The organism is Bacillus sp. LBG-1-113 (assembly GCF_020708615.1).
In the GTDB taxonomy this organism is placed as follows: Bacteria; Bacillota; Bacilli; order Bacillales; family Bacillaceae; genus Bacillus; species Bacillus mojavensis.
This window is the reverse complement of the sequence record NZ_JAJFDG010000003.1, coordinates 329,797-353,857: the sequence shown is the minus strand read 5'-3', so window position 1 is coordinate 353,857 and position 24,061 is coordinate 329,797. Positions and strand designations below refer to the sequence as shown.

At 45.5% G+C, this 24,061-nt stretch carries 21 protein-coding genes and 3 pseudogenes; 3 read left to right on the top strand and 21 right to left on the bottom strand.

The annotated features are described in order from the left end of the window. Positions 1-4: 4 nt before the first annotated feature. Both cysL and pta read right to left on the bottom strand, forming a co-directional pair. Positions 5-904 (bottom strand): cysJI operon transcriptional regulator CysL, encoded by a 900-nt coding sequence (gene cysL, locus LJF29_RS11415; protein WP_229148605.1) that lies wholly within the window; start codon positions 902-904, stop codon positions 5-7. 130 nt (positions 905-1,034) lie between these two features. Then, on the bottom strand, positions 1,035-2,006 hold the full coding sequence (pta, locus tag LJF29_RS11410; protein WP_229148604.1) for a phosphate acetyltransferase: 972 nt from the start codon (positions 2,004-2,006) through the stop codon (positions 1,035-1,037). 269 nt (positions 2,007-2,275) lie between these two features. Here pta and hemQ point away from each other — a divergent pair, with 269 nt between their 5' ends. After that, positions 2,276-3,040 carry a hydrogen peroxide-dependent heme synthase gene (gene hemQ / locus LJF29_RS11405; protein ID WP_003235942.1) on the top strand — a complete coding sequence of 255 codons (765 nt, stop codon included), beginning with the start codon at positions 2,276-2,278 and terminating at the stop codon, positions 3,038-3,040. A 132-nt stretch (positions 3,041-3,172) separates the two neighbouring features. Beyond that, positions 3,173-3,952 carry an NADPH-dependent reductase BacG gene (bacG, locus tag LJF29_RS11400; RefSeq protein WP_229148603.1) on the top strand — a complete coding sequence of 260 codons (780 nt, stop codon included), beginning with the start codon at positions 3,173-3,175 and terminating at the stop codon, positions 3,950-3,952. A 14-nt stretch (positions 3,953-3,966) separates the two neighbouring features. On the opposite strand, the gene LJF29_RS11395 is transcribed toward bacG, so the two are convergent. The 7 genes from LJF29_RS11395 to LJF29_RS11365 form a co-directional block, all read right to left on the bottom strand. Continuing rightward, positions 3,967-5,166 (bottom strand): pyridoxal phosphate-dependent aminotransferase, encoded by a 1,200-nt coding sequence (locus LJF29_RS11395; protein ID WP_229148602.1) that lies wholly within the window; start codon positions 5,164-5,166, stop codon positions 3,967-3,969. Between the two features lie 12 nt (positions 5,167-5,178). Further along, entirely contained in the window at positions 5,179-6,360 is a 1,182-nt protein-coding gene (locus tag LJF29_RS11390) for an MFS transporter (protein ID WP_229148601.1), read from the bottom strand. Beyond that, a complete protein-coding gene (locus tag LJF29_RS11385) occupies positions 6,357-7,775 on the bottom strand; it encodes an ATP-grasp domain-containing protein (protein ID WP_229148600.1) in 1,419 nt (472 codons plus the stop codon). The genes LJF29_RS11390 and LJF29_RS11385 overlap by 4 nt, the downstream gene beginning before the upstream one ends. Positions 7,776-7,797: 22 nt before the next feature. Beyond that, complete coding sequence (bacC, locus tag LJF29_RS11380; RefSeq protein WP_229148598.1) at positions 7,798-8,559, bottom strand: dihydroanticapsin 7-dehydrogenase; 762 nt, start codon at positions 8,557-8,559, stop codon at positions 7,798-7,800. Beyond that, a complete protein-coding gene (locus LJF29_RS11375) occupies positions 8,559-9,269 on the bottom strand; it encodes a cupin domain-containing protein (protein WP_229148596.1) in 711 nt (236 codons plus the stop codon). The genes bacC and LJF29_RS11375 overlap by 1 nt, the downstream gene beginning before the upstream one ends. Continuing rightward, positions 9,259-9,873 carry a bacilysin biosynthesis protein BacA gene (locus LJF29_RS11370; RefSeq protein ID WP_168749025.1) on the bottom strand — a complete coding sequence of 205 codons (615 nt, stop codon included), beginning with the start codon at positions 9,871-9,873 and terminating at the stop codon, positions 9,259-9,261. Before LJF29_RS11370 ends, LJF29_RS11375 begins: the two co-directional genes overlap by 11 nt. Before the next feature lie 160 nt (positions 9,874-10,033). After that, on the bottom strand, positions 10,034-11,272 hold the full coding sequence (locus tag LJF29_RS11365; protein ID WP_229148593.1) for an MFS transporter: 1,239 nt from the start codon (positions 11,270-11,272) through the stop codon (positions 10,034-10,036). Between the two features lie 233 nt (positions 11,273-11,505). Here LJF29_RS11365 and LJF29_RS21235 point away from each other — a divergent pair. Further along, positions 11,506-12,238, top strand: a pseudogene (locus LJF29_RS21235) (MFS transporter); the annotation flags it as partial. Between the two features lie 30 nt (positions 12,239-12,268). On the opposite strand, the gene LJF29_RS11350 reads toward LJF29_RS21235, so the two are convergent. From LJF29_RS11350 to LJF29_RS11295, 12 genes and pseudogenes are all read right to left on the bottom strand, one after another. Beyond that, entirely contained in the window at positions 12,269-13,681 is a 1,413-nt protein-coding gene (locus tag LJF29_RS11350) for an amino acid permease (protein ID WP_229148589.1), read from the bottom strand. After that, positions 13,681-15,381 (bottom strand): M20 family metallopeptidase, encoded by a 1,701-nt coding sequence (locus tag LJF29_RS11345; protein WP_229148588.1) that lies wholly within the window; start codon positions 15,379-15,381, stop codon positions 13,681-13,683. Before LJF29_RS11345 ends, LJF29_RS11350 begins: the two co-directional genes overlap by 1 nt. 71 nt (positions 15,382-15,452) lie before the next feature. Continuing rightward, the gene (pruA, locus tag LJF29_RS11340) at positions 15,453-17,000 is read right to left on the bottom strand and encodes an L-glutamate gamma-semialdehyde dehydrogenase (protein ID WP_229148587.1); all 1,548 of its coding nucleotides are present in this window, start codon (positions 16,998-17,000) and stop codon (positions 15,453-15,455) included. A 228-nt stretch (positions 17,001-17,228) separates the two neighbouring features. Continuing rightward, entirely contained in the window at positions 17,229-18,503 is a 1,275-nt protein-coding gene (rocG, locus tag LJF29_RS11335) for a Glu/Leu/Phe/Val family dehydrogenase (RefSeq protein ID WP_229148585.1), read from the bottom strand. 180 nt (positions 18,504-18,683) lie between these two features. Further along, positions 18,684-19,148 carry a biofilm surface layer hydrophobin BslB gene (gene bslB / locus LJF29_RS11330; RefSeq protein ID WP_010332321.1) on the bottom strand — a complete coding sequence of 155 codons (465 nt, stop codon included), beginning with the start codon at positions 19,146-19,148 and terminating at the stop codon, positions 18,684-18,686. 328 nt (positions 19,149-19,476) lie between these two features. Next, positions 19,477-19,932 carry a dTDP-4-dehydrorhamnose 3,5-epimerase family protein gene (locus LJF29_RS11325; protein WP_010332322.1) on the bottom strand — a complete coding sequence of 152 codons (456 nt, stop codon included), beginning with the start codon at positions 19,930-19,932 and terminating at the stop codon, positions 19,477-19,479. Then, on the bottom strand, positions 19,925-20,776 hold the full coding sequence (rfbD, locus tag LJF29_RS11320) for a dTDP-4-dehydrorhamnose reductase (protein WP_229148694.1): 852 nt from the start codon (positions 20,774-20,776) through the stop codon (positions 19,925-19,927). Before rfbD ends, LJF29_RS11325 begins: the two co-directional genes overlap by 8 nt. Positions 20,777-20,789: 13 nt before the next feature. Beyond that, the gene (gene rfbB / locus LJF29_RS11315; RefSeq protein ID WP_229148582.1) at positions 20,790-21,737 is read right to left on the bottom strand and encodes a dTDP-glucose 4,6-dehydratase; all 948 of its coding nucleotides are present in this window, start codon (positions 21,735-21,737) and stop codon (positions 20,790-20,792) included. Positions 21,738-21,739: 2 nt separating this feature from the next. Beyond that, positions 21,740-22,477 carry a sugar phosphate nucleotidyltransferase gene (locus LJF29_RS11310; protein ID WP_168749033.1) on the bottom strand — a complete coding sequence of 246 codons (738 nt, stop codon included), beginning with the start codon at positions 22,475-22,477 and terminating at the stop codon, positions 21,740-21,742. Between the two features lie 172 nt (positions 22,478-22,649). Next, a pseudogene (locus LJF29_RS21310) lies at positions 22,650-22,850 on the bottom strand (spore coat protein); the annotation flags it as partial. Next, positions 22,850-23,719, bottom strand: coding sequence for a GNAT family N-acetyltransferase (locus LJF29_RS11300; protein ID WP_229148578.1), 870 nt, complete (start codon positions 23,717-23,719; stop codon positions 22,850-22,852). The pseudogene LJF29_RS21310 and the gene LJF29_RS11300, both read right to left, overlap by 1 nt. Next, positions 23,720-24,047 (bottom strand): annotated as a pseudogene (locus LJF29_RS11295) (DegT/DnrJ/EryC1/StrS family aminotransferase); the annotation flags it as partial. Positions 24,048-24,061: the final 14 nt, after the last annotated feature.

Sequence of the window (24,061 nt, the reverse complement as noted above, 5' to 3'; positions counted from 1 at the left end):
TATATCATTTCAGCCGTGATGATTGAAAATTGCTTTTCAGCATCGTAATGAAAATTTCTTTATTTTTTGTATTCTCCATGAGAGGAGAATGAATATAAGACAGCTTGCGCTTTAATGAGAAATCTTTAATGTGGAGAATTGAAATGTCGCGGTGAATCAAATCCTTATGCAGCACGCTTCTTGATAAGACCGATAAACCCATGCCGCTGATTACCGCTTCTTTTACACCTTGATTGCTGCTGATGGTGAACATCGACTTTGGCCGCAGTCCGTTCGAGCTCAGCACATGATCGAGATATTCCCTTGTGCCGGAGCCTTTTTCCCTTGTCACCCACGCTTCATTTTGCAAATCGCTGATTGATATATCTCTTTTTCCGGCAAGCGGATGCTGGTTCGGAGCTGCGATGCACATTTCATCCTCCATGAACGGTTCAATGTCCAGTTCATTCTCGTCGGTATGCCCTTCAATCAGCCCGATATCAGCCTGAAGCATTCGGACACGTTCGCTTACTTCTTTTGTATTGCCAATCATGACGTCCAGATTCAGTTCAGGATACAGCTTTTGCAGCTCGGCAAGGAGCGGCGGAAGAATATACTCTCCGATTGTAAAGCTGGCGGCTATTTTCAATTCACCTTTTACATAATGATGATGCGCGTAAATTTCAGCCTTGGCCTGCTCGTAGAGAAATACCATTTGCTTTGCCCTTTGATACAGAATGTCCCCTGTCGGTGTTGTCGTAAAATGCTTCGGCGACCGATTCAGCAGAGCTGTTTGAAATTCTTTTTCAAGATTTTTGATATGCAGACTGACGCTGGGCTGGGAAATCATCAGCTTTTCTGCTGCTTTTGTGAAGTTTTTTTCTTCCACCACCGCGATAAAGGTTTTCAGCACGTCGTAATACAAAGGCCCCACCCCTGTCATGAATAAGATTTATGATGATGATCAGTTTTCTTTATTTTACTCATATCATCTGCCCTGGTAAAGAAGGCTCAAAAAAAAGCAGCCCTCTGCGAGAGGGCTGCTATCGCTTTTCTTACAGTGCTTGTGCCGCTGTAATTAATGCGAGATTGTAAACATCTTCAGCGTTACAACCTCTTGAAAGATCGTTAACAGGCATATTTAAGCCTTGCAGGATTGGTCCTACAGCTTCAAAGTTGCCTAAACGCTGAGCAATTTTGTAGCCGATGTTTCCTGCTTCCAAGCTTGGGAATACGAATACGTTCGCGTCTCCTTTGATCTCGGAGTCCGGCGCTTTTTTCTCAGCTACAGATGGAACGAATGCAGCATCAAATTGGAATTCGCCGTCAAGCGTTAATTCAGGCGCTTTTTCTTTCGCGATTTTCACAGCATCCGCTACTTTTTCTGTTTCATCAGATTTTGCTGAGCCTTTTGTAGAGAAGCTGAGCATTGCTACGCGAGGATCGATGTCGAACATTTTTGCCGTATTGGCGCTTTCGATCGCGATTTCCGCAAGATCTTGGCTGTCAGGCGCAATGTTGATCGCGCAATCCGCGAATACGTACTGCTCATCGCCGCGTGCCATGATGAAGACGCCGGAAGTCTTTTTCACGCCTTCTTTTGTTTTGATGATTTGAAGAGCCGGACGGACAGTGTCGGCAGTTGAATGAGCCGCTCCGCTCACAAGACCGGCTGCCAGGCCTTTGTACACAAGCATTGTGCCGAAGTAGTTCTCGTCTAAGAGCGCTTTTCGAGCCTGTTCTTCTGTTGCTTTGCCGTTACGGCGTTCCACGAATGCCTGTACAAGGTCTTCCATGCCTTCATATGTATGAGGATCATAAATATCAACGCCGTCAAGCGTCAAATTCAGTTCTTTTGCTTTTGCTTGGATCTCATTTTCATTGCCGATCACAATCGGATTCAGCACTTTATTGTCTGCAAGCTTGCTGACCGCAACTAAAATACGTTCGTCCAAGCCTTCAGGAAATACAATTTTAACGCCTTTTCCAGCTACTTTTTCTTGCACTGTTGAAAATAAATCTGCCACAATAAAACCTCCTCAAAAAGTTACAAAAACGCTTTCTTTTACTAGCATACTCTTCTTCCAGTGAAATTCAAACAGCCAACTTTTATTATAGCGCTTTCATCAAAAAATCTTATTTTTCTAACTAATTTAAGCAACTGATTCTTTCCTTATATGTTCTCTTATTTTTGAGGAGATATACGAATCGGATGTTCAAGGTTTCTCCACAGAAGAATCGGATAAACTATGATATAGTGAAGGCAATAACGAAAAGATAATAGGAGTGAAGATAAATGAGTGAACAGCAAATGACAAATGAAGCGGCAAAAACGCTGGACGGCTGGTATGCGCTTCATGATTTCCGCACAATGGACTGGACTTCCTGGAAGCTCCTGTCCAGTGATGAGCGCCAGTCTATCATTCATGAATTTACAGGATTGCTTGAAAAATGGGGAGTCGCCCAAAAAGAAGGGAAAGGCTCGCAAACCCTTTACAGCATCGTCGGCCAAAAAGCTGATTTTATGCTGATGATTCTTCGCCCTACAATGGAAGAATTAAATGAAATTGAGCTCGAATTCAACAAATCAAGACTTGCTGAGTTCACCATTCCGGCTTACTCCTACGTGTCAGTTGTTGAACTGAGCAACTATTTGGCGAGCGGCGACGGCGACCCGTATGAAAATCCGCATGTACGTGCGCGCCTTTACCCTGAACTGCCGGAATCAAAATATGTATGCTTCTATCCAATGGATAAAAGAAGATCCGGCAATGACAACTGGTACATGCTTTCTATGGAAGAACGAAGAAACTTGATGAGAAGCCACGGCTTAATCGGACGCAGCTATGCTGGCAAAGTGAAACAGATCATCACAGGTTCAGTCGGCTTTGATGATTACGAATGGGGCGTTACGCTGTTCAGTGATGATGTGCTTCAATTCAAAAAGCTTGTATACGAAATGCGTTTTGACGAAGTCAGCGCGCGCTACGGCGAATTTGGCTCGTTCTTTGTGGGCAACCGCCTTTCGCTTGATACACTTCCTCAATTCCTATATGTATAATATCTCCTCCCGCCGCAAACGGCGGGAGTTTTTCAATTCCTCTTTATCAGAATTTAAATAAAATTTGCTATTCTCTCTGTTTTTTCTTACGATGGAGATAATAATCCAATTTTTTCAAAGGGGTGCAGTTATTTGTCAAAACGAACCGCATTTATTATGGGAGCCAGTCAAGGGATCGGAAAAGCAATCGCTCTGAAGCTAGCAGACCACCATTTTTCCATCGTCATTAATTCGCGAAACTTGGACAATATTGAATCAGTCAAAGAAGACATATTGGCCAAGCATCCTGAAGCAAGCATCATTGTCCTTGCGGGTGATATGTCTGACCAACAAACGAGAGCCGACGTTTTTCAAAAAATCGAATCTCAATGCGGACGCCTTGATGTTCTGATTAATAATATTCCGGGCGGCGCGCCTGACACATTTGATAACTGCAATATAGAGGATATGACGGCCACGTTCACACAAAAGACCGTTGCCTACATTGACGCTATCAAACGTGCCGCAACAATTATGAAACAAAACGAGTTTGGCAGAATCATCAACATTGTCGGAAATCTGTGGAAAGAACCCGGCGCCAATATGTTTACAAACAGTATGATGAATGCCGCTTTAATTAACGCCAGTAAAAATATTTCCATTCAGCTTGCTCCTCACAACATTACAGTCAACTGCCTGAATCCTGGTTTTATCGCGACAGACCGCTATCATCAATTTGTGGAGAATGTGATGAAAAAGAACAGCATATCCAAACAAGAAGCAGAAGAACAGATTGCTTCCGGGATTCCGATGAAACGGGTCGGATCAGCCGAAGAAACCGCAGCGCTCGCCGCGTTTCTCGCCTCAGAGGAGGCCTCCTATATCACAGGACAGCAAATTTCCGCTGACGGCGGCAGCATGAAAAGCATATAAAAAAATCCCGCTTTTTAGCGGGATACTTCTTGTAATGAGGAAAACGGCAGGTTCAGCTTTTGAATCCGCATGACAAATTCACGCAGATCCTCCTGATTCGATACCATTGATATTCTGACATGCCGTTTTCCGTTGCTGCCGAAAATCTCTCCCGGTGTTACGACAACATGGGCCTGCTCCAGCAGGTAGTCAGCGAATTGGTGAGAAGACTCAAACATTTTTGGAATTTCAGCCCATACATAAAATGTTCCTCTTGGTTTTTCTATCTTCCAGCCAAGTTCTTTTTCACATAGCTCCGTAAAAAAGTCAATCCGTTCCGCATAGATGCGTTTCAAGCGATCTGTTTGGTCCTGATCTCCTGATAACGCCGCACTGGCCGCCTGCTGCAGACCGCCAAACATGCCGACAAAGACGTGATCCTGAAATTCATTGACCGCTTGAATAATCTTTTCATTCCCGACGGCAAACGCCATTCTCCAGCCGGCCATGTTAAATGTTTTTGAAAATGAATAAAGCTCTGCGCCCACCGTTCTTGAATCCTCCGCCTGCAGGAAGCTGGCCGGTTTTTTATCAAACTCAAATGCGCCGTACGCAAAGTCATGAATCAGATGAATCTGGTGCTCTTTTGCAAATGCGGCCGCTTTTGCATAAAAAGCCGTATCCGCCACAGCTCCCGTCGGGTTATTCGGATAGTTCAAAAACATCAGTTTCGCTTTTTGTAACACAGCGGGATCTATTTTCTCAAACTCAGGCAGATAGCCGTTTTCTGCCTGTAGCGGCATTTCGTGCAGCTCTGCTCTTGCCATTGTAATACCCGAAAGATATTCAGGATAGCCTGGGTTTGGGACCAGAGCGATATCTCCCGGATTGAGCAGGCACTGTGTTAAAACATACAAGCCTGCTTTTCCTCCGCCGAAGAGCGCCACTTCTGTTTCAGGATTGATTGTCACTCCGTATTCTCTTTTATAGAAAGCGGCAATCGCTTCCTTTAGGAAGGGATAACCTCTGAATGGCCCGTACCCGTGAAAAGAAGGGTTCACAGCCGCCTCCTGCAATGCCTGCACGATATGCGGCGGAGTAGGAAGGTCAGGGTTCCCCTGTCCGAGATTAATGACTTGCGCCCCCGTTTTTTCCATTTCTTTTACCTTTTGAAAAACGAGAGAAAATTCTTGCCTTGGAAGTGTCTTGATGACGTCGGACGGTGTTATTTCCATCTGAAAGACTCCTTATAAGTGAATTTGCTCAGTTTTTTTATCCCGTTCCAAAAAAGATTTGTTCACCAGTTTCGTATGCAAAAACAAACCGCTTACCATGATGACAATTAGCCCCATGATGACAGGAGCCTCTAACACGTTGATAAGCATGGAACCAACCGAAATGCACAAGCCAATGGACGCTTCAGCCACCGAAAAAATACGCCCTTGAATCTGGTTCGCCGCGTTTTCCTGAACTTTAACCTTTGCAAGCACTTCCCCATATTCCATGGCGATAAAAAAGAGGATGGCGCTAATGACAGATACAGCGAAAATGGGCGTGAATAAAAACAGTGCCAGTGAGACGATTGATAAAATGGTAAAGTACATCAAGCCTTTATTGTTGTTAAAGCCCCATTTGCTGACAAGCGCCGCTCCGATGAAACCGCCGAAGCCGATGCAGAAGGTAAGGATAAAGTTGCCGATCTCCCCGTCACCCAAAAAGCGGCTGACAATCGGAAAATAGCTGTACACGATTCCCCAGAGCATCGCCATCGTAATCATCGTAAACATGGCGTTTAACACGAATGAATTGGTTTTGATTTCCTTCAGCCCTTCTTTAAAAGACTGAAAGGCCTCTTTTACATTTTCAGACTGAATCGGGACAAATTGCAGCTTAATTCGCCTGATAAAAAATGCCGAAACCAGGTATGTCACACCGTTAAAGGCAACAGCCATCTCTACAGACCCGGCTAACAGGAATAACCCTCCGGCGGCCGCCCCGACAATGATCGAAATGGTCGTGGCTTTAGCGAATAAGGTATTGATCGTTTTAATGTCTGATTCCAATGAAGACATGACCGCGAGACGCGCCGGATTAAAAAACACGCCGCTCCCGTAAGAGACAAACAGCAGAGCAAGAAAAATCAGCGGATACTCGCCTTTTGGGAGAAAGGTGAGCCCCAAAAAGATGACGCCCCTGATGACATCTGTCCACAGCATAATTTTAATTCTGTCCAATCGGTCAACGAGCACCCCCAAAAATGGCTGAAATACCATCGGAATGCTTCTGACCGCGATGACTCCCGACGTCACCCAATAATCGTGATAATATGTAGACAAAATGAGCAGGGCCGGGAGAACACAATAGTCTCCCATAAACGAAAGCGCCTGCCCGTAAAGCAAGTATTTAGAATTTGGCTTTAACTGTTTCATACCGGCAGCACATACTTCGCAGTCAGCTTCGCATGCTGCTGGATTTGTTTAATGGAATCGGCTACATCCTGTGAATTGCTGCCTTTCAGTTCAAATGCGGCAATGGAATTGAAGGCTTCAAACAGGCTCAAATCAACAGATGTACCTGGTGCCGCAGCCGAGAAAGAAACAAGTTCCGTATCTCCCTTCAGCAGCCCGTCCGGAATGCTGATGGATTCAATGATCATATCCTCCGCCGCTTCAGGAAGCTGCCCGTTTTGTTTGAAATGCTCCGGGTACAAATGACAGTCGGCAATATAGCAAGGCTCTTGTTCCAGCAATCCATCCGGAAGATCGGCGTCTTTTCCGAAACAGAGAACATCTAACAATAATTGCGCCATGTCGACGCCGAAGACCTTTTTAATATTCGGAATCATATTCCATCCGGCGAACCTGGCCGCAGACTCTATTAAACCGGCTTCTCTATTTTTCATTAACTTGATTTCTGTATGTGTCGCACAGTTTTCCAGGCCAAGCCCTTCATTTGCCTTTCTTGCCGCTTCAATAATGATCTTTTTCGCTTCATCATCCAAGATGGACGGCGTAATATGCGATGTTTCCGTAAATCCGATTTGCGGTGTTTTGTCATGAATCGCGACTGGAACATATTCTCCGTCCGCCATGATCCCTTCTATGCTGATATAGTCGGAGTATCCCTCGGTTTGATACCAGTCCGAGTATTCTCCCTGTAAAAACTCCTCCGCAATAAATGGGGCTTCAAACGTAACGGCCTTTGGCACATTAATGGATTTCAGATAGTCATTGACTCGGTTAAACTCAGCTTCTGCTGTTTTGGTGTCCGTAATCAGCGTCACGCCGATTGAACTCGCCAAATAAGTCGGTTTTAAGATGAGCGGTGTACCGATCTCTTTCAGCGCGGCGCGGAAATCTTCAAGGGTTGTGACCCGTTTGTTTTTGATTGTTTTGACCCCGGCTTTATTAAACGCTGCCCTCATTTTATTTTTATCTCTGGCATTTTCGGCAGCTTGTACACCGGCTCCTCTTAAGCCGAGTCGTTCACAGGCTTTCGCCATCGGAGCAATGAATAACTCATTGTTTGTTGTGATGGCTTCCGCTCCAAACATTTCGGCAACCTTGACGATTTGCTCGACTACCTCTTCTTCGGGTTTGTCATGGTCCTCATGCGCCCAGTAAATGGAATCGGGATGCTCAAAATCTGCGATGCTCTGAAAATAATCTTTATCCTTTATGACCGCGACCGAGTATTTTTCAATAAGCGCCGCATGGGAAGCTGTAATGGCAAATGGCCTTGGAATAAAGCTGACCAGGTTATATTTTTCAGCAGCGCTTTGATAAAACATGTGCGGCGGGCAGCCTCCTAGATCAGCGATAACCAAAACTGTTTTTCTCTCCATATGTAAAACACTCCTTCTCTCTCTATTGTGCGGTATATCCTCCGTCTGCGGTGATGGCGCTTCCGGTCATGTAGCTTGATAAATCAGAGGCTAAAAACAGCATCACGTTTGCTATTTCTTCAGGTTTTCCGAGTTTTAGCATCGGATTCACCTTCGCCTTTTCTTTCTTGATTTCTTCAAGTGTGCCTTCATTATTTTCAATAAAGGATTTCTCATTTAACGGCGTATCGATAATTCCCGGACATACACAGTTAACGCGGATTTGATATTTGGCGTAATCAACAGCCATTGACCTTGTCAGCTGCAACACGCCGCCTTTGCTGGCGTTATATGCCGGGATATCAGGCCATGCCACGACTCCGCCGACAGAGCACGTATTAATGATATTGCCCTTGCCGGCAGCCAGCATATGCTTGAGTGCGTGCTTGCTCATTAAAAACATGCCCGTCAGATTGACTTGGAGCACCTTATTCCAATCGCTCAGCTCCATCTCATGAATAGGCGCGACGATTTCGATCCCCGCATTATTAATTAAAATGTCTAATCCTCCGAATGTATCGATTGCCGATTGAACAGCGTGCTGGCAGGCCGCTTCGTCCGTGATGTCTGTTTGCACAAAGTGCAGCCGGTCATGATTTTCTTGCCGGACCATCGCTTCTCCCTGTGCTGCATCAATATCCGCCACAACCACATTTGCATGCTGGTTCAAAAAAGCTTGAACCGCGGCATAGCCGATGCCTGATGCGCCTCCTGTTATAAGGACGGTTTTATCGATGAGGTTCATTATGATTCATCCGCCTTTACCTTTTTCGTCTTTGATCTGTTATAGCGCGGCGGAAAGAAGATGTTAATGGATTGAGATTCTTTTTCAGAACGGTTGATGGCGCCATGGTCTTCACGAGGTTCGCAGAAATAGGCGGTGCCGAATGTCATATCCACTGTGCAGCCTTCAACGGTCATATCATATCCGCCGCCGATGCAGATGCCGATTTGTTCATTGCGATGTTTATGGAAAGGCATTTCGCCGCCGTTTCCAGGAATCTTGGCCAGCATAATTTCTATCCAATCCTCAACAAAGAACGTGACTTCCATTCCGGGCATTAAATCTCTTGTTTTAAAAATATTCAAAAAATAATCTTCAGGACTTGTATATGTTTCATCAGCTTTATACCGTTTAATATCAATGGCAATGACTTCTTGGTCTGTTTCATTTCTTGCTCCATGAGGCACTTGCGGCGGCGCGATATATGCCGATTCCAAGGCTGTCATTTTTTTTGTGACATCTCCGACAGTCATGGACAGCTCGCCTGAAACGACCATGCCGATTTGGACTTCCTGATGCTGATGCGGTTCAACATTAGTATGCGGCGGAACGTAAGACATCAGCACTTCAGTATCGCCGCGGACGGTGGAATACTGTCTCACTCCGTTCTCCCACTCTATTAATTTTGGTGTCGGGAAATAAATCTCCTTCAAATCTTGTTCAGTTTTCATACTCAACGTCTCCTTTTCCGAATAATGACCAGCTCATAGGAATGCTTTTAAACGTCTTAACAAATTTGAGCCCGTATTTTTGCCTTGCCAGTTCATTGGTTAAAGCAATGTCTGAAAGACCTTCTTTTACTTTTTTTGCTGCGGCGCTGGTTGAATTGACCAGCTCAAACCTAACGTCTTTGCGGGTAAAATATTTTATTAAATTGATAGGTGATGGATGTGAAACAATAACAGATGTGTCAAGCATGTCGTCGCTGAATGTGAAATCAGGACGGACTGCCAGGCCGTACATCGGTGTATCGCACCTGAAGATTTGCAAAAGCTGCAAATCCGGCCTCATGTAGAAATGCTTAATGCCGTCGTAAGCATGTGGAACGATGGTATATTCCAGCGGGCTTTGAAGAGTCCTTTCGATGCATGATTCAAATGTATCATGCAAAGATAATTTACTGTTTAGCCCCTGGAGAAGAGTAAAATTGGAGATGAAATGTTTTGCTGCGTACTCACTGCTTGTCCCTTCTGGGCCGAGCGTGTTGACTGTAATCAGTTTTGATATTGAATAAGCTTTGTTTTTTGTCTGAATGCTATTATCCAATATAATCATGAGCACCAACCAATCTTTTAAATTTTAAGTAAATTTTATCCAGCGGAGATAAGACTGTCAACATTATTTGGAAATATTGATAAATATCCCTATACAAACGAAAAAACCCTAAAAATAGGGTTTTATACATCGCTTATTTATAGGAATTTAGAAGCTTTGTTTATTGATATAATGAATGATCCGCTTTCTGATCATGAATGCCGTACTTTCTGTAGGCAAAAATACTGAGTCCCAATCCCAGTACTGTAATGCCTGCACATATGAACCCGACAGCTGTATAACCATATTCCACGTATACCGGTCCCATCAAAGCAGAACCCAACGTCACGGCAAGATTCGAGGCGAGGCTGTAAAACGCCATAATTTTCCCGCGATGACGCTCTGAGCAATCACTCAAAATGGTGCTGAGCAGCGTCACCGTCAAGCTCTGCATTAATCCCCAGATGAATAGACTGATGATGAGCAGAGGCATTGATGCAGGCGCATACGCGATACAAGCCAGCAGAACGCTGATGACCGCCAGCGCAATGACCAGAGAGCGCATTTTTCCAATACGGTCGGCAATTTTACCAGTAATGACGCTCATGGAAAATCCGATGCCATAAATCATGATAAATAAGCCGGCAGCCGTATTGCCTCCAGCAAAAACGTCCTGAAGGTAAGAGCCTAAAAACGAATACATACCGTAAAAGCCAATCATATTGCAAAAGGTGATTATGATATAAACGGGAACACGCGGCACTTTAAGCGCGTCTCGAAATGTCCCCGCCGGCTCCTCTTTTTCCTCGAGGCTGCTGTTTTTATTATCGTTATGGCGGCGCATTTCAAATAGAATGAGCAAAACAACAAGCACACCCATCAAGGCGAAAATCCAGAACGTCCATCTCCAATGTAAGACGCCGCCTATAAATGATCCGATCGGCACACCGAAAATCAGTGCAAGCGACCAGCTTGATACGATCAGTCCCATCACTTTGCCTCGATATGTATACGGGACACGATCCCCGACAACTGCGTAAGCGGTTGGGACAAATGCACCTGCTGCCAATCCTGAAAGCGCCCGGCCTAAAAAGAAGAAAAAGATATTTTGCGCCAAAGCGCATATCACGGTTCCTATAATAAAGATCACAAGTCCCAACATTAAACTCAGTTCTCTCGAGTATTTATCCCCTAAAGGAACCAGCAGCGGGGCACCGATAAAAATCATAATCCCATATATACTGATAGATAGCGCAAGCACGCTGACATCTGAGTTGAAGGCATCTGCTAAATCAGGCAGCAGCGGTGAAATGACAAGCTCTTCAGATCCAGCCGCAAATACGCCCATTGTTAAAGCCAACGCAAGAAATAGCGGAAAATGATGTTTTGATTTGTTGTGATTGTTTTGTTTACTGTTCATTCTCCCTTAACACCTCTTCCGGAATCTTAAAATAAAGTTGAATTATAGTTTAGCATCCTTTATTTGCAATTCACAATTCGAACGAAAATAATTTTCTTTTTATTATTTTCATTCAAATATGAATAAGGGGTTTCTTGTTTCAATTTTAAAATAAATAAAAACATATCCTGGGATATGCTATAGTAATGCATTTGTTAAGGTGTGCCACCTGTCGAATCAAGATTATTCAACAGTTAGCCCCGATTACGGGAGGATTCATCCTTCAATTTACTGACTGGTCAACCGTGTTTATCGTGCTGGCCGGGATCGGGTGTCTTATTTTTGTCGCGGTTCTTACCGCATTGCCTGAGTCACTGCCTCCTGAAAAACAAACAAAGGGCGGACTCCGGGAGACGCTGAGCACATTTTGGCACTTGCTTGCCGACCGGGCGTTTATGGGTTTTGCTTTCAGCCAGGCCTATATCATGACCGGCATGTTTGCTTATATTTCCGGTTCGCCATTTGTCCTGCAAAACATATACGGTGTATCGGCCCAAATGTTCAGCATGCTGTTTGCCATCAACGGGGCGGGCTACACAGATGACGGGGCGGCTGGCCAAAAATGTTGATGAGCGCAAGCTGTTCATCTCTGGTCTATTGATCTCCATCATCGGAAGCGCCGCACTTCTTTTGTCGCTCACTTTTGACCTCGGGCTGTTCGCTGCCTGCGCATCTTTATTTATTATCGTCTCCAGTGTCGGTATCGTCACAACGACAGGTTTTACGCTGGCGATGCAAAAGCAGGAAAAAGGGGCGGGCAGCGCCGCTGCGCTCCTTGGGCTTCTGCCCTTTATCGGAGGGGCCATTGCCGCTCCGCTCGTCGGTGTTGCCGGGGAAGAAAGCGCGTGGCCGATGGCGCTGAGTATATTTGGCTTTGATGTGCTCGCGATATTGTCCTATGTGTTTCTTGTCAGACGTAACGCATAAAAAGCTCTCCGGCCTCCCGGAGAGCTTTTTCTATTGCGCTTCTGTTTGCTCTTTTTTCAGCGGTTCTTTTTGTAAGCGTTTCTTGATGCTCAAATGATAGTACGCATAGCAGAAAATAATGAGTGGTACACCGCAGTACAAGCCGATTCTTTGATCTGGGATGAAAATAAGGCTTATCAATATGCATCCGTATAATACAAACCCAAGAATCGGCACCAACGGATAAAGAGGAGTTTTGAATTCCAGGTCGTTCACGTTCCCGCCTTCAGCGAGGAACCGCCTGCGAAAGAAAAATTGCGAGGCGCAAATGGACATCCACGCGACAACTGTCACCATGCCTGAGATTGATATACACCATAAATACACGGTTTCTGCAGCCATGACACTAGTCAGCAGCGAACAGCCGGAAATCCCAATCGTAATCAGCAGGGCATTGATCGGCACCCCTTTTTTGGTCAGTCTGGTTAAAAGAGCCGGGCCCATTTTGTTTGTTGAAAGCGACCACATCATGCGCGAGGCTGCATATAAACCAGAATTGGCAACAGATAAAATCGCCGTTAATATGACAAAGTTCATCATATCAGCCGCAAATGGGATGCCGATTTGATCAAGCACCGCTACAAACGGACTTTCAATCACCCCCGCTGTTTCGTACGGAAGAATGGCGACCAAGACGAACATGGCCAGCACAAAGAAAAACAGCGTTCGCCAGATGACATTTCGAATGGACTTCGGCAGTGTCTTTTCCGGACTTTCACTCTCCCCTGCCGCAATTCCGACCAGCTCCGTCCCCTGAAATGAGAAATTGACCATAACCAGCGTAAACATAACAGCCAGCACACCATTTGGAAACAGTCCTTTATCGGTCATGAAATGAGATAAAAAAGGCGTTTCCTGGCCGCCTTTAAAATCAATCAAGCCAAACACAGCGCACCCGCCGATCACGATAAATAATATGATCGCTGTCACTTTGATGCTCGAAAACCAAAATTCCATTTCCGCAAAGCTTCTGACTGACAGCACATTAATTAAAAAGATGATGATACCGAAAACGAGGCACCATATCCAGATTGGCACGGAGGGCAGCCATCTTTGCATCAAAATGCCCGCTGACGTTAGCTCCAAGCCGACTGTATTCGCCCAGCTGAACCAATACAGCCAGCCGATCATAAAACCTGTCGACGGCCCCAAAAACTTTGCAGCATAAGCTTGAAACGATCCGGAGACCGGCATGGCAACAGCAAGCTCCCCTAAACAAAGCATGACTAGATACATTAAAAATCCGCCAATCATATAGGCAACAATGGCTCCGAGCGGCCCCGCCTGGCTGATCGTAAAGCCTGAACCTAAAAACAGACCGGTGCCGATGACGCCGCCCAAGGCAATCATAAACAAATGCCGGCTTTTCATACTGCGCTGCAATTCATTTTTATGATCCTGCATCATCCTTCTCCCTTCGGCTCTTTTGTGCTGATATTCATCCGATAGCTTTGCAAAAGGTGAACAGTGGTCTGCTGTATCAGATCAGGCAATATATGAAATGTGTACGGCTTGTATACTCTTTCGGTCCATTTATGTCCGTCTTTGCCGTATACCCCCATGTTAATGGAAGGAATGTTCAGTTTCCGTATGTCTTTGAACGGAATGGTTCCAATCATCTCCCACCCCGGGAAGTTTCTGATAAAGGAATCAATTTCGTCATCGGTTTCGTGCAGCGACAAAAAGCTGCCGTCTGCCAAGTAAGGGAAAAACTTTTTGAAAACAAAGGTTTCACCTGTCGTTTTGGCGGTTTTGTCCACCGCTTCTTTGATTACATGCTGCAATAGCTGGTCTCTTGTGCTTTCTTCTTTTAAATAGTTATGCGGTAAATAAGGAGGAGCATAAAACAGAATGACTTTTGCGCCCTGATCGGGATCAAGTTTTTGGAGTTCTTCAATTGCATTAAAACATCTCATGCGCAGTTCAAGATGCTCATTGGCTTTGAATGCTTGCTCTATACACTGCTCAGGATCGATACCGCGGCTTCTTAGCTTTTCCATGTACTGGTCCAGACTGAAGAATTGAATATCCCAAGACAAATGTCTCTTTGGAAGATTTGTTCGCTTTAGATATTCTTCATAATAATCAGATAATTTTTGTCTTGTGATCCGGCACGCCTCCTCAGCGACTTGGGTAAGCTGGTCCATGACTTCCTTTGCTGTTTTTTCATATATAAAATAATTGAAATACAAATAGCTGCTGACGGCGGTTTGGACGTTATAGGATTCCTTGTTATCACGCTGGTACAAGCAGGATGGGGGCAGAACCAATTCGCCTTCAATCTTTTCTGCTAAATGAATATTGTTGTGGATGCGGCTTGTGATTTCAGAAGAAATGAGATTTGGATCGATGCCAGCAAGCGTATCTCCGACATGCACTTCCCGGCCTGATATATAAAAGCAAGGCAGCAGCTTTCCCGCGGCTCCGGTGTAAATATATCTTGTTGAATCACCATCGTATAGCGGCGTAATGAAATCGGTATTAATAGCAGCCAGATACTGAATCTGTTTCTCCTTTTTTAATCGGTTCAGCTCAGAAATACTGGCGAGAATACCGGCATGCTGGCTTTCTTCATCCGGATTTGCCATAAATAATAGATTTCCCGGCAATGCTTCGCGGTTCTCTGAAAAGTGCAGGAGATTGGACAAATGCACTGCGATGCCGCTTTGCATGTCGACAGAGCCTCTGCCGAACATCCATTCACCCGACTTGGCGTCCCGCTGAACGTCTTCATCAAAAGCATAGCTGGAGAAATACTCAGCCAATTTTTCAGAATCAAAAGCGATATCCTTTAGCGGTCCAAAATCTTCAATTCCCACTGTATCCAAGTGGGCGTGATAAATGACGGTATTTCGGCTTTCCCCGCTGCCTTTCACAAACGCAAACATATTTTTCCGGTTGTACGGGTCGTTAGGTATAGCCTGCTCCCATACATGGCAAGGATGTTCCTGAAAATAAGGATAGCTCATGATGACTTCTTTGATAAAATCAGCTTTCGTCCCTTCCCCGATGGTGCCATTCACACTGCTGAGGCTGACCAGAGACTTTGTCAGTGCCTCAATTCGTTCAGCCGGCATCATGTGACTGATTTTTGTATAGAGCATACATCATCCCCCTCATCCCAAAATGTAAATAGTGCGATCTAAACACAATCGCACTATTTCCGTTTTCTCAATTAATACGCTTCGGATGTTGTTTTCGCCTGCATATGAAGAATTAAATAATCCGGACCTCCTGCTTTTGAGTCTGTTCCAGACATATTAAATCCGCCGAATGGCTGATAGCCGACAATAGCTCCGGTACAGCCTCTGTTAAAGTATAAGTTTCCGACATGAAAATCCTCGCGAGCCCGCTCAATGTGCGCACGGTTTTTTGTCAGCAGAGCGCCTGTCAGTCCGTAGTCTGTGTTATTTGCAATCTCAAGCATATGGTCGAAATCACGCGCTTTGCAGATGGCAGCAACCGGCCCGAAGATTTCTTCCTGCATGAGGCGTGCATGTTCATCAACATCTGCAAAGATCGTCGGCTGAATAAAGTAGCCTTTTGAATCATCACCTTCTCCGCCGGTCAATAGCTTGCCTTCAGACTTGCCGATTTCAATATAGCGCATGACCTTATTATAGGATGCTTCATGAATGACAGGTCCCATATACGTATCAGGATCTTCCGGACTTCCGACTGTCAGCGTTTTGGTCAGCGCAACTGCTTTTTCTACGACTTCATCATAGACATCCTGATGAATCACTGCACGGGAGCCCGCTGAACATTTTTGCCCTGAGTACCCGAATGCGGAGTAAACGATAGAAGAGGCAGCAAGATCCAAATCAGCATCTTTGTCGACAAGCACTGTATCTTTCCCGCCCATTTCAGCAATCACACGTTTCAGCCATTTTTGGCCCGGCTGCACTTTTGCGGCACGCTCATAAATTCGGCAGCCGACTGCACGGGAGCCTGTAAATGATACAAATCTTGTTTTAGGGTGTTCAACTAAGAAATCGCCAATTTCGGCTCCATCTCCCGGAATGTAATTGAGAACACCGTTTGGCAAACCCGCTTCCTCCATCACCTCGACAAATTTAGCGGCCACGACTGGCGCAGCATCTGCCGGCTTCAGCAGAATTGTATTCCCCGTGACAATCGCAGCCGCAGCCGTTCCTGCCATAATGGCGAGCGGGAAATTAAATGGCGAAATGACAATGCCGACGCCAAGCGCTTCATAATGGTATTGATTATGCTCGCCTGCCCGGCTCTTTACCGGAGCCCCGTCCTTCAGCTTTACGATTTGGCGCGCGTAGTATTCCAAAAAGTCTATTGCTTCCGCTGTGTCAGCATCTGCTTCCTTCCAAGGTTTTCCCGCTTCCTTTACGAGATAGCTTGAAAATTCATGCTTTCTTCTGCGTAAAATAGCCGCAGCTTTAAAAAGGATATTCGCGCGATGCTCCGGTCTTTGTTTTTTCCACGATTCAAATGCCTGTAACGCCGATTGCATCGCTTTTTCAGCAAGCTCTTGATTAGCCGTTGAGGCGTAGCCGATCACTTCTTCCTTATTGGCCGGATTAATCGAAACAATTTTGCGATCCGTTTCGATCTTTTCTCCATTAATGACAAGCGGATAATGCTTGCCGAGCTGAGTATTTACAAAGGCCAGTGATTCTTGAAAGGCTGTTTTATGCTTCGCTTCCTTAAAATCAGTGAATGGTTCGTGCGCATATGAAACGGTCATATGTAGTCCCCCTCGTTATGTAATATGTCTTCTCACAAATATAAAAGCAAGATTCGTACCAGTGCTTCGCCTTTTCACAAAAAAATTGCAGAATCGCAGAGAACGTTGTCAGAAATCTAAACATATTGCCTTCTGTGAACAGAAAGTGCAAAATCACTTTGCGATTTTCATCCATACGCAAACAAAAAAAGCAAAATGTTTTTGCAGGAGAAGGGAGGGATTATCCCCCTAAACCCACCCGCGGAATTGAGACGCCTCTGCAGACTTTCTGATGCCCGTCATGTAAGCCGCCAAGCGCATATCGACTTTGTGTGTGGCCGCAATCTGATAAATCGTTTCAAATGAATTGACCATCACGTTTCTCAGCTTTTCCGCAACCTCTTCTTCTGCCCAATAATACCCTTGGTTGTTTTGAACCCATTCAAAATAAGAAACCGTTACGCCGCCTGCACTCGCCAGTATATCCGGCACCAGGAGTACGCCTTTTTCATTCAAAATCTTTGTCGCGTCGATTGTCGTCGGCCCGTTAGCCGCTTCGACCACAATTGAGGCCTTAATGTTATGGGCATTTTTGGCTGTGATTTGATTTGAGATAGCCGCAGGCACTAAAATATCGCATTCTTGTTCGAGCAGCTCTTCATTTGTAATGACATCTGTAAATAAATTGGTGACCATTCCGAAACTGTCCCGCTTATCGAGCAAATAAGGAATATCGAGGCCATCCGGGTTGTACAGACCGCCGTGGGCATCCGAAATACCGATAACCTTTGCGCCGGCATCATGCATAAATTTAGCCAGAAAACTGCCGGCGTTCCCAAAGCCCTGTATGACGATGCGCGCGTTTTGCAGCTTGATTCCTTTTTTCTTAACGGCTTCTTCTATACAAATGGTTACGCCTTGTGCTGTTGCTGTTTCCCGGCCCTGTGATCCGCCTAAAACGAGCGGTTTTCCTGTGATAAAACCCGGAGAATCGAATTCCCGAAGCCGGCTGTATTCATCCATCATCCACGCCATAATTTGCGAATTGGTGTACACATCGGGAGCGGGAATATCCTTTGTGGGGCCGACTAACTGGCTGATGGCGCGGACATACCCCCGGCTCAGCCGTTCCAATTCTCCAAATGACATCGTCCGCGGATCACAAATAATGCCGCCCTTTCCGCCGCCGTATGGCAAATTCGTGATGCCGCATTTGAGCGTCATCCAAATCGATAATGCCTTTACTTCCTCTTCATTCACTTCGGGATGAAAACGCACGCCCCCTTTTGTCGGGCCGACCGCGTCATTGTGCTGTGAACGATAGCCCGTAAACACTTTCACGCTGCCGTTATCCATTTTCACCGGAATTCGTACAGTGAGCATTCTCATCGGCTCTTTCATTAATTCATACATTCCGCTCGGATAGCCCAGTTTCCGCAGGGCTTCCTTTATGATCGCTTGCGTAGACAGAAATAAATTGAGAGCTTCTCTTTCTTCATCCTTTGTAATTTGTTTTTCTGACATGTTTTTCACCTCGTCATCATTTTATCTTCAGGAAAATATAAGCGCTTTTAAAAAACTGAAATAGATCAATTCCTTTCTTCACTGGGTTCACCCTTATCTACATGCAAGAATCGTACCAGTTTTTAAAACATACAAAAAAGAGGCTGATACCACATCAGCCCCTGATCATTTCTATTCCTATTAACGAGGGTCAATCACCAGCTGCGTTTCAGCATTTAAACTGCCGATTCCCAAACCGTTTACTACATCGCCTTTAATCGTGTAAGTGCCTGCGCGCGGAAGCGTTTTGCGCACCATCACGAGGTCAAATTCGGTTGCGCCTAACAAATCAAGCGTAAGCGGGAGTCTGACCGTTTTTCCATCGTTTAAAATCTGTGTTTCTTTCAGTGTTCTTCCATTTACAGAATCTCTTGTTGTCGCGTGGAACCCGTCAGGAAATTGAAACTCTACTGCTCCCAGAGAAAGCACTGCGTTTGGTTTATAAGTCACTTCAATATCTGAAGTTGTCCATTCTTTTGTACTGTTTATCGTTTTTGCCTCAATTGTTGCAGACTGCGCATGAGCTTGGCCTGAAGGAAGCAAGATTGATAGCAAGACAGCTGAACTGATGAAAAATGAAGATACGAATGAAGTTCTTTTTAACATGACAATTTCCCCCTCAAATCACTGTTGAAATTTGGCCAGAGCGTCCTCTGCAGAAAAAGCATTTAACCGTAATTCGCGAATTACCAATTCTTTTTCTTAAAAATTAATCTATCATCAATTTCCATGGAAGTAAATGCTTTTTTAGGAATATTAACACTTAAATGAAAATAATAAATTCATCCCATTTTCACAAGATTCTAATAGACTGTTTTCGACCTGCATCTAGTAAAATATGCGCCTAATATTTCTATCTTTTGTCCCGATAACAAAACGGGACAAAAAAAGTCGAAGATGCCTGATGATCTTCGATGGATAGCTGCTCTATGATCTATTTAAATTCGGTATTCCAGTTAAAACCGATTGTCTCATCATTCCATGGGATTCTTTTTTCATCGGGCTGATCAGGGTTATACGAGGTTGTTGTAAAATAGATAATTGTCAGCGGCGTTTCGCCCAGCACTCTGTATCCGTGAGCGACGCCTTTTGGAATCAACAACAGCATCGGGTTGTCTTCTCCCATATAATAGACATCGGTTTCTCCTTTTGTTTCTGAATCCTCCCGCAGGTCGTAAAGGACAACCTGAGCGTGGCCGGTCGGGAAGAACCAGAGATCGTCCTGCTTCTCGTGATAATGAAACGCTTTGATCACACCCGGATAGCTTTTGGACCAAGACGCCTGCCCAAAATGCTCAAGGAGGTTCTCATCATCGCGAACCAGTTCAGCAAAAAAACCTCTGTCATCACAATGCTTTGTCAGTTTCTTCACCTTGACTCCTTCAATCACAAGCACTGCTCCTTTCCTGCAAATATTCCCGTAAAGCATCCCGCCAATGACGCGGTCGTATGCCGGCTTCTTCAATAGCCCTGTGGCTCAGCACAGAGTAAGCCGGCCGGGGCGTCGAATTCCCATATTCTTCTGTCGTCACAGGTGTTATCGTTGTATCCAGCCCGCTTTCTTCCATAATAGCCTTTGCAAACTCATACCAGCTGCATATGCCTGAATTGCTGACATGGTAGATGCCCGGCGGATGGCTGAACAGCTTGATGACCGCTTCCGCCAAATCCTTCGTATAGGTCGGCGAGCCGATTTGATCGTTCACAACCCGCAGCTCTTGTTTTGTTTCAGCGAGCTTCAGCATCGTATGAACAAAATTGCTGCCGCTTTGTCCGTACACCCACGATGTTCTGATGATCGTGCTGTCTGTTCTTGCTAACTGGATCAGCTCTTCTCCGAGTTTTTTACTTTTGCCGTAGATGGTGTTCGGGTCGAGGTGGTCGTCTTCCCTGTATGGCTGGGTCCCCTTCCCATCAAACACATAATCCGTGCTGATATGAACATATTGCGCTCCGATGCGGGATGACTCCAGCGCTGTGTAGTAAGCGCCAATACCGTTGATCAAGTATGCTTTATCCAGCTCCGTCTCGCATTTGTCGACGGACGTAAACGCGGCGGTATTGACCACGATATCCGGCTGATAATGCCCGAACGAATGCCGTACAGAACGCTGATCGGCGATGTTCATCATCTGCTTTGTTAACGCAATGACCTCATATCCGGCTTGCTTCAGCTGCCGGCACAGCTCCAAGCCAAGCTGTCCGCTCGCACCGGTCACCAATACCTTTGTCAATCGGATCACCTTCTCATCGGTCATTGTCTGTATACCAGCGAATCGTGCGCGCAATACCTTCTTCAAACGGCACTTCCTGCCGCCAGCCAAGCTCATTTTTCAGCTTTGACGCATTGATCGCGTAGCGCCGGTCATGCCCTTTTCGGTCTTCCACGTGAGCAAACAATTCCTCACAGCCCAAATGTTTCATGATGATACTCGCCAGCTCTTTATTCGTGCGTTCATTTCCGCCGCCGATATTATACACCTCACCGTTTGTTCCTTTTTCTAAAATCAGCTTGATGGCGCGGCAATGGTCCTCTGCAAAAAGCCAGTCTCTGATCTGAAGCCCGTCGCCATAAAGCGGAACCGGCAGACCTTGTTTTGCATGGCGGATAATCGTTGGGATCATTTTTTCACTATGCTGATATGGGCCGTAATTGTTGCTGCAGCGTGTAATAATAGCCGGCAGTTTGTGTGTTTTCACATACGATAGAACAAGAAGGTCAGAGCTCGCTTTGCTCGCGGAATAAGGGTTGTTAGGAGAAAGCGGCGTTGCTTCCGTAAATGCGGGATCATTCGCTTCTAAATCCCCGTACACCTCGTCTGTTGAAATATGAATCAGCTTTTTGGCTTTTCCTTGTAAGACTGCCTCCGCCAGACGGTATGTGCCCATGACATTCGTTGTGATAAACGGCTCCGCTTGGGAGATGCTTCTGTCTACATGCGATTCCGCAGCGAAATGAATCACGCCGTCATAGGTCTCGTCAAACGCCCGGTCAATATCCTCTTGAATGCTGATATCCCCTTTTACAAACCGAAACCGGCTGTTTCCCTTTAGTTTTTCGATTTCCTGCGGGTGGCTGGCATACGTTAATTTATCTAAAACGGTAATGCGCGCATCCGTTTCCTTCAGCATGAGCTTTGTAAATGTGAGCCCTATGAAGCCGGCCCCGCCTGTAATGAAATATGATTTTGCCATAGCTATTCGTCCTGTCCTTTCTGTAAAGCCTGATGTACCAGCCGGGAGGCGAGATAAAGCGATTCGTGTGTTCCTGCATCGACCCACCAGCCCGATAACACATCATACGTCAGCTTGCTGTTTTCAATGTATAAATTATTTACATCAGTGATTTCCAGCTCGCCGCGCTTTGATGGTGATATTTGTTCAATATACGAAAACACTTCTGCATCATACATGTAAATGCCGGTTACACAAAGGTTGGTCGGCGGATTTGCAGGCTTTTCAATAATGGATCGAATTTGTTTGTTTTTCTCATCAATCTCAGCAATTCCAAAACGTTCTGGATCATCCACTTCTTTCAGAAGCACCTTCGCCCCTTTTCCCTGCTGTTGAAATCGCTCCGTATAAGGCTTTAATGAATCTTCAAATATATTATCACCTAATAATAAAATGAAAGGGTTCTTTCCAGTAAAGCGTTTTGCATACGATAACCCATCTGAAATTCCAGAGGCGGCGGGCTGCACTTGATAAGTGACGGAAACGCCAAGCTCCTCTCCGCTTCCCAGCAGCTTATAAAACTGAGGCATGTGCTCTTTTTGGCTGATAAGTAAAATCTCTTTAATTCCGGCTTCCTCGAGCTTCATTATCGACCAGTAAATCATCGGATAAGGGCCTACAGGAAGCAAATGCTTGTTGACGGCTTTGGTTAAGGGCATAAGGCGTGAGCCGTTTCCTCCGGCTAAAATGACACCTTTCACATTAACACTTCCTTACATGCATTTTTATATCTTATCATCAAGCAAACCATAATGGATGGGTGATACCCGGTTCATTCCTTTTCCATTTACGAGCGGCAGGCCGATTCACTCTGCAGCCGAGACAACAGGGTGCTCGCCTGCTTTTTGATAGAGGACTGAGACCAAGTGATAGTCTTCCGGCCGCCGTTTTGTCGGCTTGAAACATTTCAAATTTAACGAATTTAATGATATTGCACCCGCTTCCGACGCGGCATCAATCCCGTGCAAAGGCCTAATCCCTTTTACCGTCATGATTAATACCTGTCGTCTCGAGACTATTAAAAACGGGAGCGTGCTTGCCGACAGTTTTGTTCGCGATCTGAAAACCCGTCATTATTTCGCCTTCTTGCCCGGCCAAATGTGGTAATTATAATACGATTGAACAGCGGTAAATCCCATTCTTTCATATAGGCGGATCGCTCTTACATTATGAAGCTGCGTCCCCGCTGTTACCGTTTTATGCTTCAATGTCTCCGGTTGTTCTATGAGATGCGCCAATAAATGAAACGCGACACGCTTGCCTTCATACCCCGGCTTCACAGCCATCAAATCAAGCACATACTCATCACCTTTTGATAAACCTTGCAGGTAGCCGATCATCTCTCCATTATATTTAGCAGCAATATTGATATCTGCTCTCCCCGTCAGATTGTTTCGTGTCCACTCTTGAAAGATTTTGTTCGCCGCCTCACGGCTAAGATAAGGATCGTGAAAATATCTGCTTTTCGCAAATGCATCGCTGGCTAACTGGCAAATCTCTTCGGTGTCTCCAGGTTCAGGCTGAACCAGTTCAAAAAATGGCGGCGTTTTTTCATATGGAGACGGAGTGTTCACCAGTTTAAACAAACTGCCGACAAAATAAGAGGACGGCTGCTGCTGAATGACATGTACTGCTCCAATATCCTCTGCCGGTACACGCACAAACACAAAATCTGTTTCATCCATTTGCCGAACAGAATACAGGGCCTGAAACAGCTGTTTTAGCTGCCCTGTGCTGTTGGCCGCGAGAAGCTTTACGTTCATGACTTTTTTCTGAAGCATTTTGCTTTCCCAAAGGGCGTCTTCATACAGCATCACGCCTTGAAGCTGACTGTTTTCAAACAGGCCGAGCGAAAATTGATACGATCCGTCAAGCGTCATCTGTTTGCTTTGGAGAAATTCCATGATTGCCTCTTGGGAAACATTCTCTTTTATCGTATACACCTAACCAGCCCCTTTTGCGGTGTCCCGCACGGCCTCAATCACGCCGTTGACATCTTCGTCAGACATTGATGGATACAGCGGGAGTGACAGGGTGCGTTTGTAATTATTCATGGCGCGCGGGTAGTCTGTTTCCTTAAACCCAAATTGCTTTTGATCATACGGATGAATATGCACTGGGATAACATGAACACTGTGTGCCGATATTGTATTCATCCTTTAAAGCCGTAAACATCTCATTCCGAGTGACACCGGCCTGCTTTCCATTGGCTTGCAGGACATATACATGCCAGGCATGCCGGCCTTCATTATGAACAGACGGCGTGATCAGCTCTGACAAACGCG

Excerpts from the sequence above, each read along its gene's own strand:
- LJF29_RS11345 (WP_229148588.1), bottom strand. The coding sequence starts at position 15,381 with ATGCTCTATACAAAAATCAGTCACATGATGCCGGCTGAACGAATTGAG.
- LJF29_RS11395 (WP_229148602.1), bottom strand. The coding sequence starts at position 5,166 with ATGGAAATAACACCGTCCGACGTCATCAAGACACTTCCAAGGCAAGAA.
- LJF29_RS11370 (WP_168749025.1), bottom strand. The coding sequence starts at position 9,873 with ATGATTATATTGGATAATAGCATTCAGACAAAAAACAAAGCTTATTCA.
- hemQ (WP_003235942.1), top strand. The coding sequence starts at position 2,276 with ATGAGTGAACAGCAAATGACAAATGAAGCGGCAAAAACGCTGGACGGC.
- LJF29_RS11385 (WP_229148600.1), bottom strand. The coding sequence starts at position 7,775 with ATGGAGAGAAAAACAGTTTTGGTTATCGCTGATCTAGGAGGCTGCCCG.
- bslB (WP_010332321.1), bottom strand. The coding sequence starts at position 19,148 with ATGTTAAAAAGAACTTCATTCGTATCTTCATTTTTCATCAGTTCAGCT.
- bacC (WP_229148598.1), bottom strand. The coding sequence starts at position 8,559 with ATGAACCTCATCGATAAAACCGTCCTTATAACAGGAGGCGCATCAGGC.
- LJF29_RS11390 (WP_229148601.1), bottom strand. The coding sequence starts at position 6,360 with ATGAAACAGTTAAAGCCAAATTCTAAATACTTGCTTTACGGGCAGGCG.
- LJF29_RS11365 (WP_229148593.1), bottom strand. The coding sequence starts at position 11,272 with ATGAACAGTAAACAAAACAATCACAACAAATCAAAACATCATTTTCCG.
- rfbB (WP_229148582.1), bottom strand. The coding sequence starts at position 21,737 with ATGGCAAAATCATATTTCATTACAGGCGGGGCCGGCTTCATAGGGCTC.
- LJF29_RS11375 (WP_229148596.1), bottom strand. The coding sequence starts at position 9,269 with ATGAAAACTGAACAAGATTTGAAGGAGATTTATTTCCCGACACCAAAA.
- pruA (WP_229148587.1), bottom strand. The coding sequence starts at position 17,000 with ATGACCGTTTCATATGCGCACGAACCATTCACTGATTTTAAGGAAGCG.
- rocG (WP_229148585.1), bottom strand. The coding sequence starts at position 18,503 with ATGTCAGAAAAACAAATTACAAAGGATGAAGAAAGAGAAGCTCTCAAT.
- LJF29_RS11350 (WP_229148589.1), bottom strand. The coding sequence starts at position 13,681 with ATGCAGGATCATAAAAATGAATTGCAGCGCAGTATGAAAAGCCGGCAT.